This is a genomic window from Streptomyces sindenensis (genome assembly GCF_014649035.1).
GTDB classification, from domain to species: domain Bacteria; phylum Actinomycetota; class Actinomycetes; order Streptomycetales; family Streptomycetaceae; genus Streptomyces; species Streptomyces sindenensis.
The window spans coordinates 24,799-36,200 of record NZ_BMSG01000048.1 but is presented as its reverse complement, the minus strand read 5'-3'; the positions used below and the strand labels follow the sequence as shown (position 1 = coordinate 36,200).

The 11,402-nt window shown below is 71.6% G+C and carries 12 protein-coding genes; 7 read left to right on the top strand and 5 right to left on the bottom strand.

What is annotated here, in order from left to right:
• Positions 1 to 138 precede the first annotated feature (138 nt).
• Positions 139 to 846: a response regulator transcription factor gene (locus IE145_RS31590; RefSeq protein WP_189528854.1), complete on the bottom strand. Its 708-nt coding sequence runs from the start codon at positions 844 to 846 to the stop codon at positions 139 to 141.
• A gap of 88 nt (positions 847 to 934) precedes the next feature.
• Here IE145_RS31590 and IE145_RS31585 point away from each other — a divergent pair, with 88 nt between their 5' ends.
• The 5 genes from IE145_RS31585 to IE145_RS31565 all read left to right on the top strand — a co-directional run bounded on the left by IE145_RS31585 (position 935) and on the right by IE145_RS31565 (position 5,915).
• Positions 935 to 1,624, top strand: a complete 690-nt coding sequence (locus IE145_RS31585) for a M15 family metallopeptidase (RefSeq protein ID WP_189528853.1) — start codon at positions 935 to 937, stop codon at positions 1,622 to 1,624.
• Between the two features lie 23 nt (positions 1,625 to 1,647).
• Entirely contained in the window at positions 1,648 to 2,718 is a 1,071-nt protein-coding gene (locus tag IE145_RS31580) for an endonuclease/exonuclease/phosphatase family protein (protein ID WP_229825989.1), read from the top strand.
• 266 nt (positions 2,719 to 2,984) lie between these two features.
• The gene (locus IE145_RS31575) at positions 2,985 to 4,094 is read left to right on the top strand and encodes a FecCD family ABC transporter permease (protein ID WP_189528852.1); all 1,110 of its coding nucleotides are present in this window, start codon (positions 2,985 to 2,987) and stop codon (positions 4,092 to 4,094) included.
• Positions 4,094 to 4,876 (top strand): ABC transporter ATP-binding protein, encoded by a 783-nt coding sequence (locus tag IE145_RS31570; protein ID WP_189528851.1) that lies wholly within the window; start codon positions 4,094 to 4,096, stop codon positions 4,874 to 4,876. Before IE145_RS31575 ends, IE145_RS31570 begins: the two co-directional genes overlap by 1 nt.
• 16 nt (positions 4,877 to 4,892) lie before the next feature.
• The gene (locus IE145_RS31565; protein ID WP_189528850.1) at positions 4,893 to 5,915 is read left to right on the top strand and encodes an ABC transporter substrate-binding protein; all 1,023 of its coding nucleotides are present in this window, start codon (positions 4,893 to 4,895) and stop codon (positions 5,913 to 5,915) included.
• Positions 5,916 to 5,978: 63 nt separating this feature from the next.
• Here the strand turns inward: IE145_RS31565 and IE145_RS31560 are convergent, their stop codons facing one another.
• Together IE145_RS31560 and IE145_RS31555 are read right to left on the bottom strand one after the other, a co-directional pair.
• Entirely contained in the window at positions 5,979 to 6,809 is an 831-nt protein-coding gene (locus tag IE145_RS31560) for an aldo/keto reductase (protein ID WP_189528849.1), read from the bottom strand.
• Positions 6,810 to 7,007: 198 nt separating this feature from the next.
• Positions 7,008 to 7,916 (bottom strand): NAD-dependent protein deacetylase, encoded by a 909-nt coding sequence (locus tag IE145_RS31555; protein WP_189528857.1) that lies wholly within the window; start codon positions 7,914 to 7,916, stop codon positions 7,008 to 7,010.
• A gap of 243 nt (positions 7,917 to 8,159) precedes the next feature.
• Between IE145_RS31555 and IE145_RS31550 the strand changes: the two genes are divergently transcribed.
• Positions 8,160 to 8,738, top strand: coding sequence for a snapalysin family zinc-dependent metalloprotease (locus IE145_RS31550; protein WP_189528848.1), 579 nt, complete (start codon positions 8,160 to 8,162; stop codon positions 8,736 to 8,738).
• Between the two features lie 109 nt (positions 8,739 to 8,847).
• Here the strand turns inward: IE145_RS31550 and IE145_RS31545 are convergent, their stop codons facing one another.
• Positions 8,848 to 10,032 carry a GDSL-type esterase/lipase family protein gene (locus tag IE145_RS31545; RefSeq protein WP_189528847.1) on the bottom strand — a complete coding sequence of 395 codons (1,185 nt, stop codon included), beginning with the start codon at positions 10,030 to 10,032 and terminating at the stop codon, positions 8,848 to 8,850.
• A gap of 71 nt (positions 10,033 to 10,103) precedes the next feature.
• Positions 10,104 to 10,676, bottom strand: a complete 573-nt coding sequence (locus IE145_RS31540; protein ID WP_189528846.1) for a TetR/AcrR family transcriptional regulator — start codon at positions 10,674 to 10,676, stop codon at positions 10,104 to 10,106.
• Positions 10,677 to 10,758: 82 nt separating this feature from the next.
• Between IE145_RS31540 and IE145_RS31535 the strand changes: the two genes are divergently transcribed.
• Positions 10,759 to 11,250 carry an FBP domain-containing protein gene (locus tag IE145_RS31535; protein WP_189528845.1) on the top strand — a complete coding sequence of 164 codons (492 nt, stop codon included), beginning with the start codon at positions 10,759 to 10,761 and terminating at the stop codon, positions 11,248 to 11,250.
• The last annotated feature ends 152 nt before the right edge of the window (positions 11,251 to 11,402 follow it).

Sequence of the window (11,402 nt, the reverse complement as noted above, 5' to 3'; positions counted from 1 at the left end):
ACCCGCGAGTCCTACCAGGCGGCCGTCACCATCGCCTCAATCCTGCTCTGGATCTGACCTTGAAGACGATCTCTAGGACCTGTCGTCAAACTGCCGTCTGCCGCGCTCCGGGCGACGACGGCAGTTTGACGACAGGACCTAGCCACGGCTCTCACCGCTCTCTCCGTCCCCCCGTCCGGCGTCGGCAGCCGGTTCGATGCGATAGCCGGCTCCGGGCACGGTCGCGATGATCCCGGGTTCACCGAGGCGTTTGCGCAGTGCCGATACGGTGATGCGCACGGCGTTGGTGAACGGATCGGCGTTCTCGTCCCAGGCGCGTTCGAGGAGTTCCTCGGCGCTGACGACACCGCCGTCGGCGCCGATCAGGACTTCGAGCACGGCGAACTGCTTCCGGGTCAGCGCGACGAACCGGCCGTCCCGGTACACCTCCCGGCGGAACGGGTCGAGCCGCAGCCCCGCGATCTCCCGCACCGGAGGTCTGCTGTGGGCCCGTCGGCGGTCGAGTGCCCGGAGCCGGAGGGCGAGCTCCCTGAGTTCGAAGGGTTTCGTGAGGTAGTCGTCGGCGCCGAGTTCGAACCCGGAGGCCTTGTCGTCGAGCCGGTCGGCCGCGGTGAGCATGAGGATCGGGATGCCGCTGCCGGAGGCGACGAGGTGCCGGGCGATCTCGTCCCCCGAAGGACCGGGGACATCACGGTCGAGGACGGCGATGTCATAGGTGTTGACGCTCAGCAGCTCCAGCGCGGTGTCGCCGTCGCCCGCGATGTCGGCGGCGATCGCTTCGAGACGCAGACCGTCGCGGATGGCTTCTGCCAGATAGGGCTCGTCCTCGACGATCAGCACACGCATGTCCCCGATGGTAGGAGTCGCCGCATATCGCCGGCGTATCGAAAAGCGCATACGCGCCAGCAACTCGGCGCTGCCTTGACTGGGCAGCATGACTCGACCCCCGCCGTCGGCGCGTACGTCGGCCTTCCGGTTCCGCAAACCCCTCGTCGTCGGCCTGGTGGCCATCCTGGCGGGGATCGTCGTGGCCCTCGGCCACCCGCTGCTCAACCCCTCCCCGGGCCCGGCGGCCGGCCCGGGCCAGGACTCCTCGACCCTTCTGCCCGCCCCGTCCCCTCCCGACCGGCCGCCCTCTCACGCCCCGCACCGCGGGGGCCGGGGCGCGCTCGACGAGACCGACGGTGTCGTGCCCGACGGTGCGACGGTCCTCGACCACGAGGTTTCGGCGGTGGCCAACCTCCACGCGGAACTGCTCGACGCACTCCGCCGGGCCGCACAGGACGCCGCGGACGACGGCGTCACCTTCACCGTCAACAGCGGCTGGCGTTCTCGCGCGTACCAGGAGGAACTGCTCCGCAGGGCGGTCGCACGGTACGGCTCCGAGGCCGAGGCCGCCCGTTGGGTGGCCACCGCGACGACCTCTCCCCACGTGTCGGGGGACGCGGTCGACATCGGGCCCGACAGGGCGACGGACGGGCTCTCCGAACACGGCTCCGCGTACGGGCTGTGCCGGATCTACCGGAACGAGCCCTGGCACTTCGAGCTCCGCGCGGACGCCGCCGACCGAGGCTGCCCACGCAGGTACGCCGACCCCACTCAGGACCCGAGGATGCGACAGTGACCGGCAGTGAACGAGGACAGACGATGGCGACGCGGGTGGGCGCGGGAATCACCGCAGACGTGGCCGACACGGTTGCCACACCGAAAGCAACCGAGCCCCCCGAGCCCTCCGGTCCGTCCGGCATCTGGCACCGGGGCCGCGTGCTCGCGACGGCGGCGCTGCTGCTGGGCCTGCTCCTGCTGCTGCACGCGAGCATCCCGAACCGGACCGGGAACCTCGGCAGCCTGGTCGAGACCTTCCTGCCGTGGTGCGGCCTGCTCGTCCCGCTGCTGCTGGCCGGGGCTTTGCTGCGCCGCTCCGCCACCGCGGTGATCGCGCTGCTCCTGCCGGTCGCGGCCTGGCTGAACCTCTTCGGCCCACTGCTCGTCGACAAGTCCCACCCGGGCGGCGACCTCACGGTGGTCTCCCACAACGTCGGCGCGGACAACCCCGACCCGGTGGGTACCGCCCGCGCCCTGGCCGGCTCCGGCGCGGACGTGCTGGCACTGGAGGAACTGGCGGCCCGGGCCCGGGGGACGTACGAGAAGGGACTGGCGAAGGCGTATCCGCACCACACGGTGCAGGGCACGGTCGGGCTGTGGAGCAGGTTCCCGCTGTCGGACACCCGGCCGGTCGACGTCAAGATGGACGCAGGGCCCCTGGGGGACGCCAAGCCCGCCGAGGTCAAGATGGTCTACAACCGGGGGATGCGGACCACGGTGGCCACGGACCACGGGCCGCTCGCGGTGTACGTGGCACACCTCGGGTCCGTACGCGTGAACCCCAGGGCCGGGCTCTCGTCGGGCCGGCGGGACGCCGGCGCACAGTCGCTGGGGCAGGCCGTCGCCGCGGAGGAGAACGAGCGGGTGGTGCTGCTCGGGGATCTGAACGGGACCCTGGACGACCGCGCGTACGCGGGTCTCACCTCGCGGATGGAGTCGGCCCAGGAAGCGGCCGGGTCCGGCTTCGGCTTCAGCTGGCCGGCCGCCTTCCCCGTGGTGCGGATCGACCAGATCCTGGTGCGCGGCGTGGAACCGGAGAGCGCCTGGGTCCTGCCCGCCACCGGCAGCGACCACCTGCCCGTGGCGGCCCGCGTCAGCTGGCGAACCCGGTGAACGCCGGGGGCGGCCCCGGCCCTCCCCGAAACCGCGACGGACGTACGCGCTAGGCTGCGGACTCGTCACGGGGGAAGTCCGGTCGAAGTCCGGCGCTGACCCGCAACGGTAGACGGACCCCCGGTCCGTGAGCCCGATCACCCGCGGCACGGAAGGCTCCTGACCATTCGCCGTGGACTGCGAAAAGGGACGCTGCGCGGGACGGCCGCCGTCCGGGGCCGCTTCTCCTTGCGCGACGCGCGGCCCGAGGCGAAAGCGACCGGCCCGTGGCCACGTCTCTCGACCGCACACCCGCCAAGCCGTCACGCCCCGCGCGCGTCGGCACCGGACCGGCGCCGCCCCGCCGCGTCCCCCTGCCGCTCCTCCTGACCGGCCTGGGCCTGGCCCTTCCCCTCTCGCTCGTCTGCGGAGCGGCACTCGGGGCGTCGGGGCTCTCCTGGGCCGAAGTGACGCGCTACCTGTGGGCAGGGCTCACCGGCGGACCCATCGGCTCCGACGAGGTCCCGGCCTACACCATCGTCTGGGAACTGCGCCTGCCACGAGCGGTTCTGGCCGCTGTCGTCGGCGCCGGTCTGTCGGCCATCGGCGTCGCCGTCCAGGCCATGGTGCGCAACGCGCTCGCCGACCCGTTCGTGCTCGGCATCTCCTCGGGCGCGGCGGTCGGCGCCAACGCCGTCCTCATCTTCGGGGCGCTGGGCGCCCTGGGCATCTGGGCACTGTCCACGGCGGCGTTCGGCTCCGCGCTCCTGGCCATGCTGCTCGTGTACGCCGTCGCCCGCACCGAACGCGGTCTCACCCCGCTCCGGCTCGTGCTGACGGGGACCGCGATGTATTACGGCTTCTCGGCCGTCACCACGTTCATGGTGTTCGCGGCCGAGCGTGGGGAAGCGGCCCGCTCCGCGATGATGTGGCTGCTCGGGAGCCTGAGCGGGGCCAACTGGGCCGCCGTGCCGATCGCCGCGGGGGCGGTGCTCGCCGGCCTCGCGCACCTCGGCTGGTCGGCGCGGCGCCTGAACGCCCTCGCCATGGGCGACGAGACCGCCGCCGCGCTCGGCGTCGACCCCGGGCGACTGCGCCGGGAACTCTTCCTCGTCTCCGCGGCTGTCACCGGTGCGGTCGTCGCGGTGAGCGGCGCGATCGGCTTCGTCGGCCTGATGGTCCCGCACGCGACCCGGATGCTGGTCGGCGCTGACCACCGACGGCTTCTGGCCGTCGCACCCCTTGCCGGAGCCGTCCTGCTGATCTGGGTCGACATCCTCTCGCGCGTGGTGCTCGCCCCGGCCGAACTGCCGGTGGGCGTCCTCACCGCGGTCATCGGCGTGCCCTGCTTCATCCTCCTCATGCGCCGGCGCGCCTACTCCTTCGGAGGCATCTGATGCGGATCGACATCGAGGAACTCACCGTCGAGATCGCCGGCGCGCGCCTGGTGGACCAGGTCACCCTGGGCGCGGCCGACGGGCAGCTCGTCGGCCTGGTCGGCCCCAACGGCAGTGGGAAGTCAACCCTGTTGCGCTGCGTCTACCGCGCTCTGCGGCCGTCCGCCGGCGCCGTCAGGATCGGCGGCGAGGACCTCCACGCCCTCTCCACCCGGGAAGGCGCCCGACGGCTGGCCGCACTTCCGCAGGACGCGGTCGCCGAATTCGACTTCACCGTCGCCGAGATCGTCGCCATGGGCCGGCTGCCGCACCAGGGGCCGATGGCCCGCACGACCGACGAGGACCGCCGCCGCTGCGACGAGGCGCTGGACGGCGTCGGGGCGGGACACCTGGCCGAACGCGGCTTCCTCACCCTCTCCGGCGGTGAGCGGCAGCGCGTCCTGATCGCCCGCGCGCTCGCCCAGCAGCCCCGGGTCCTGGTGCTCGACGAGCCCACCAACCACCTGGACATCGCTCATCAACTGGAAGTCCTGGCCCTGGTCCGCGGCAGCGGCCTGACCGTGCTGACCGCCCTGCACGACCTGAACCTCGCCGCCCTGCACTGCGACGTCGTCCACGTCATCGACAGCGGCCGGATCGTCGCCTCCGGACCCCCGCACGACGTCCTGACCACCGAACTGCTGGCCGACGTCTTCGGCGTACGGGCGCACCGCGTCACCCATCCCGAGACCGGGGCGCTGCAACTGCTCTTCGACCTCCCCCCGGCCCGCCCCACCTCCTGAAGGAGATCCCCCTCCCATGCCCCATCCCCTGCGCCTCGCGGCCCTCGCCCTGGCCGCCGCCCTCGCCCTCACCGGCTGCGGAGCGGACATCACACCGGAAGCCGACGGGAAGGACGGCACCGCACAGGCCGACCGCCACTACCCGGTGACCGTGGAGAACTGCGGTGAGAAGAAGCGCTACGACAAGGCCCCGCAGCGCGTCGTGACCAACGACGTCGGCATCACCGAGATCATGTTCGCCCTCGGGCTCGCGGACCACATGGCCGGATACGTGATGCCCGACGACAAGGGCGACATGACGTCCGTCCCCTGGAAGGACGGCTACGGGAAGACCACGTGGCTCTCCAAGGAGCGCATCAACAAGGAGTTGGTCCTCGACGCCCGGGCCGACCTGGTCTTCGCCGGCTGGAACTACGGATTCAACGAGGGCGAGGGCTTCACCCCCGCCGAACTGAAGCGCGTGGGCGTCGACTCCTACCTGCTCAGCGAGTCGTGCCGGAACGGGCAGGGCAAGGCCCGCGGCGTCATGCCCCCGCTCGAAGCGCTCTACACCGACCTGCGGAACCTCGGAAAGATCTTCGACGTCGAGGACCGGGCGAACACCCTCATCACCTCGTTCCGGAAGGAGGTCGCCGACGCGCGGTCCAAGGCCGCCACGGGCGGCGACCGCCTCCGCGTCTTCCTCTACGACGACGGCAAGGACAAGCCGCTGACCTCGGGCGCGTACGCCGGACCGCACGACATCATCACCAAGGCCGGCGGCGACCACATCATGAAGGACCTGAAGGACAGCTGGACCACGGTCGGCTGGGAGACGGTGGTCGACCGCGACCCCGAGGTCATCGTCATCAACAACTACGGCGACACCGGCGCGGACGAGAAGCGGACGTTCCTGAAGTCCTACAAGCCCCTCGCCGGAGTATCGGCGATCAAGAACGACCGCATCGTCGTCCTCGACTACGTGGACCTCGTCGAGAGCCCGCGCAATCCGGCGGCCATCAGCTCGCTCGCCGAGGACCTGCGGAAGTTCGCCCGGTAGAGGAGCACGGCGTGCGTACGCGGATGGGATCACCCGGTACGCACGCCGTGTCGCTGGGCCGGGTCAGCCGTTGAACGTGTCCGGGTCGGGACCGGTGCGCTCGTCGCGGTTGAGAGCGGAGATCTCGCCGATGTCCCCCTCGGTGAGCTCGAAGTCGAAGAGCGCGAAGTTGTCCTGGATACGCTTCAGCGTCACGGACTTGGGGAACACGATGTCCCCGCGCTGCACATGCCAGCGCAGCACCACCTGCGCGGGCGTCCTGCCCACCCGCTCGGCGATTCGCACGATCGTCGGGTCGGAGAGCACCTTGCCCTGGGCGATGGGCGACCACGCCTGTGTGGCGATGCCGTGCTCCGCCCCGAAGGCCCGCAGGGGCTCCTGCGTGAGGTACGGGTGCACCTCGATCTGGTTGACGGCGGGCACGACCGTGCTGCTGTCCAGCAGCCTGCGCAGGTGGTTCTCCTGGAAGTTGGAGACCCCGATCGCCTTGGCGCGCCCGGACCGGTAGATCTCCTCCAGCGCCTTCCACGTGTCCACGAAGTCGCCCGGACCACCCGGCAGGGGCCAGTGGACGAGGAAGAGGTCCAGGTAGTCGAAGCCCAGCTCCTCCAGGGAACGGTCGAACGCCCGGAGCGCCTCGTCGGGTGCGTGCGCGCCGTTGTTCAGCTTGCTCGTGACGAAGACGTCGGCGCGGTCGAGCCCGGATTCCCGGACCGCCTGGCCGACCTCCTTCTCGTTGCCGTACATCTGCGCCGTGTCGATGTGCCGGTAGCCGGTCTCCAGAGCGGCGACCGTGGTCTCGCAGGTCTCGTCCGGCGGGATCTGGAAGGTCCCGAAGCCGAGCTGCGGGATCGCCGCAGCGTTGTTGAGGGTGATGGACGGTACTGAGGGCACGGTTGCTCCTTGCTCTGTCGATGGCCTCGGAAGGCGGTGTGAGAGATGGACGCATGAGATGAGGCGGTCAGCCGCCTCCCACTGGGGTACCCGACTGCCCGAGCGGAAAACTGCCCGTAAGTATCTATATCGGTATTATCGCGCGTGCGCAGAGTGACGGGGAGAGGCCGCCGCAGCGGGAGGGGCGTGCCGCGCTCGCTACGCGGGTTCTGCCGTCGCGTCGGCGTGGACGGGAACCCCGAGCCGGGCCGCCGCGGCGGTGAGGGCCGATCCCAGCGGAAGGGCGATACGGGTCACGGCGTGCCGGTCGCCCCGGGTCGCGTCCCGGTTGACGATCAGCACCGGCGTACCGGCCCCGGCGGCCTGGCGGACGAAGCGCAGCCCCGACATCACGGTCAGTGAGGAGCCCAGGACCAGCAGGGTGCGCGCCTCGCGGACCAGCGCGCGGCAGTCCTCGACCCGCCGCGGCGGCACGGCCTCGCCGAAGAACACCACGTCCGGCTTGAGGACGCCCCCGCAGGAGGCGCAGGGCACCACCCGGAAGTCCCCGACCTGCTCGTCCGTGAGATCGGCGTCGCCGTCCGGATTCATCGAGGCGGCCACCGGCGCGAAACCCCCGTTGGCCGCCTCCAGCCGGTGCGCCAGTTCGCGGCGCGGGCTGACGGCGCCGCAGGACAGACAGACGACCCGGTCCAGACGTCCGTGCAGGTCCACGACGTCCTCGCTGCCCGCGGCCTGGTGCAGCCCGTCGACGTTCTGGGTGATCACCCCGGAGAGGAGGCCCTGCCGGCCGAACGCGGCCACGGCCCGGTGCCCGGCGTTGGGCCGGGCGCGGCCGAACGTGCGCCAGCCGAGATGGCTGCGCGCCCAGTAGCGGCGGCGGGCCCCGGCGTCGGCCGTGAAGTCCTGGTAGGTCATGGGGGTGTGGCGGCTCAGGCTCCCGCCCTCGCCCCGGTAGTCGGGGATGCCCGACTCCGTGGAGATGCCCGCTCCGCTCAGGATCAGGACACCGCCACCGCGCAGCGCCTCGGCGACCGGTTCCAGATCCGTCGTACCCGGCGGCGGCTCCTCGGTGGAGGTCCAGCTCAGGGTGGGTCGCATGCGCATGCCCTCCAGGGTACGGAACAGGCCCCCGGAGCCGTCGTCCTCGCGCCACCACGGGGTGAGGATCGATTTCCGGCCTCCTTTCATGACAGGGGCATGACCAAGGTGCGATCGCGGCATAGGTCCTGCGGCCCGGGAGGTACGGCACGTGGCCATCCAGGCCGTTCGGTTCCCCGCGAACCGGCCGTTCTCCCACTCGCCCGGCTCCACGCGGAGCCGAGCCCCCCATGAGTGAAGGGACGAACAATGCTGGATTCCCGATGGTTCAAGGCGGCCGGTGTCGCCGTGGCGCTCACCCTGGCCTCGGCCACGGCGGCGCACGCCGCTCCCGCGCCCGACCCGGCCGTGAAGAGCGCGGCAGCCGTGGTGACGCTCCGCTACGACGACAGCCGGGCCGGCGGCTGGGAGGCGGCGATCGCCGCAGGAGTCGCCTCCTGGAACGGACACGTCGGCAACGTCAAGCTCGTCGAGGCCGCCCCCGGCACGCGGGCCGAGATACAGATCGTGGCCACCACCGGCTGGCCGCAGGCCACGCTCGGCCCGGTCCGCCCCGGCGGCCTGGCCCGGGTGGAGCTGGGCAGCCAGGCGGTCGCCCAGGGCCACGACAAAACCCGTATCGCCGCCCATGAACTCGGCCACAGCCTCGGCCTGCCGGACACCAAGCCCGGCCCCTGCTCCCAGCTGATGTCGGGCTCCAGCGCCGGTACGAGCTGCACGAACGCGGTTCCGAACGCGGCCGAGCGGGCCCGGGTGGAATCCGCCTACGCGGGCGGGCTCGTCTCCCGCGTCCCGGCCGACGGCCGCGTCCTGGTGGACGCCCCGTAGCAGGTCGTACGGCGAAAGGCGGGGAGCCGGGCTCGTACCGAACCGGCTCCCCGCCGACGGACAACCGCGTGCTCCGATCCCCGCCCACCGGTGACCGGGCCCACGGGAGTCACCGGCCCCGCGCGGCGAAGGGCCCACCGCGGCCGAAGGTGTGCCGGGCGAAGCGCTCGGCGATACGCCGGTGGGTGGCGGGATCCGGATGCAGACCGTCGGGCAACGGAAGCTCTGCGTGGTCGTCCGCGCCGTAGAGGGCCGGCCCGTCGAGGTGGTGCAGATGGGGATCGGTGGCCGCGCGCTCCTCGACGATCCTGGCCAGCTCGTCGCGGATCACGGAGAGCGTGAGCTTCCCCGAGGCGACCTCCGCCGGATCGCCGGTGGCCATGAACCCCACTCGCCCCTCGCTCATCGCGCTGAAGTCCGGGGCGAGCGGCCCCGGGGTGTTCTCGTGGATGGGGCAGTGGATGGGCGAGATCACCAACAGCGGTGCGGTGGGGTGCCCGTCGCGAAGGGTGTCGAGGAAGCCGTGGACGGCCGGGCCGAAGGCGCGCAGCCGCATCAGGTCGGCGTTGACGATGTTGATGCCGATCTTGACGCTGAGCAGGTCGGCGGGGGTGTCGCGCATGGCCCGGGCGGTGAAGGGGTCGAGCAGGGCGCCGCCGCCGAACCCCATGTTGATCAGTTCGGCGCCGCCCGAGGCCGCGGCCAGGACGGGCCAGGTGCCGGTCGGGGTGGCGGCGTTGGAGCCGTGGCTGATGGAACTTCCATGGTGCAGCCAGACCGGCCGGCCGCTCGGCCGGGGGCTCCCGAGGGGCGCGTCGGTGCGCAGGGCGACCAGGAGCGCCGTCTCGTCGTGGGGCAGCCAGATCTCGACGTCCTTCTCGGCATCCGGCAGGCCGCTGAACCGGAGCGTCTCCACGGGGCCCGGCCGGGTCCGAGCCGTCCCCGCGGACATGTCGACGGTGAGCGTGTCGCCGGCGGGGGCACTGGCCCGGCCCGCGAGGCGGCCGTCCACGAGGAGTTCGTACACCCCGTCGGGGCGCGGCGGTGCTCCGACGTAGACGCGCTTGGTGGCCACCACGTCCAGTTCGACGGCGGTCGCCCGGGTGCGGAACGCCAACCGGACCCCGGCGGGCTGTGATTCGGCCATGGCCAGCTGGCCGTCGGTGATCTGCCGCCGCGTAGGGGCGGGCAGCCGGTGCGGCAGCACCCCGCGCTCGGTCTGCTCCAGGTCGAGCGCGCCCCGCAGGATGTCGGTGCTGATGGGAGTCGTCGTCCAGTCGTGCCGGGTGGCCATGTTCTCGGTCTCTTCGTTCGTCGCGAGGGGAGAGGGGAGAGGGAGGGGGAGAGTGCGGAGGGGAATCCGGGTCAGGGCGGAGCGGGCCAGTTGCGCAGCAGGGAGTCGAGCGCGTCGAGGACCTCCGTCCAGCTCTCGTCCGAGGAGGGGGCGCTGTGGCTGAAACTGCCCGCCAACTCCAGCTCCACGTAGCCGTTGAAGACGCTGCCCAGGAGCCGCACCGCATGCGTCTCCTGAAGCTTGGGCAGGTCGTAGCCGCGCAGGATCGCCCGCATCATCCGGGAGTGGCGCACGCCCGCGCTCGCGGCCGCCGTGTCCGCGTCGAGGCGGAACCGGGCCGCGGCGAACCGGCCCGGGTGCTGCGAGGCGTAGTCCCGGTAGGTGTGGGCGAAGGCGCGAAGTGCGTCCCGGCCCGCCCGCCCCGCGATGGCCGCCGACGCCTGGTCGGCGAGCTCCTCCAGGGCCAGCAGGGCGATCCTGGTCTTGAGGTCGTGGGCGTTCCTGACGTGCGAGTACAGGCTCGCGGTCTTGATGCCCAGCTTCCGGGCGAGCTCCGACGGGGTCACCTGCTCGAAGCCGATCTCGTCCGCCAGCTCGGCACCCGCCCGTACTACGCGCTCCGCCGTCAGCCCTGCTCGTGCCATGCCACTCCCCGAACGCTTATCCACGATTGCCTAATAGAATATACATTTGCCTAATACTCTTAGGTAACTTAGCGTGGATCTCATGAAACCCCTGACCGAGCGAGAGATCCGCAGTGCCTTCGTGAACTGCACCAAGGGTGAGGCCAAGCGCCTGTCCGTCCCCCGTGACCTGGCCGACCGGCCCTGGGGCGACCTGGACTTCCTGGGCTGGCGCGACCCCCAGGCCCCCGACCGGGCCTACCTGGTGATGGAGTCCGGCGACGGTCACACGGCCATCCAGTTGCGCTCCACCGACGCCGGCTCCTGGCAGACCCGCCGCAGCATGTGCTCGCTGTGCGTGACCGTCCACACCGGGGGAGTCTCCCTGCTGGTGGCCCCCAGATCCGGGAAAGCGGGCCAGCAGGGCAACTCGGTCGGCGCCTACATGTGCAGCGATCTCGCCTGCTCGCTCTACGTACGCGGGAAGAAGGACGCGGGCACGGGCGGACGGCTCCGTGAGTCCCTCACCCTGGAGCAGCAGATCGAACGAACCGTCGCGAATCTCGCGGCGTTCATCGCCAGGGTCACCGCGTGACGTGCTGAGCCTCCGGCGGCCGTGCGGACTGTGCGAATCCGGACAGCCGGGTGAGCGGATTCGGGCCCCGCGTAGCCCCGTGATCAGTCCGAATCCCGTCCGTCACTCCCTCCCGGCCTGAGGGGATGCGCGAGCGTTCGATCATGTGCGAA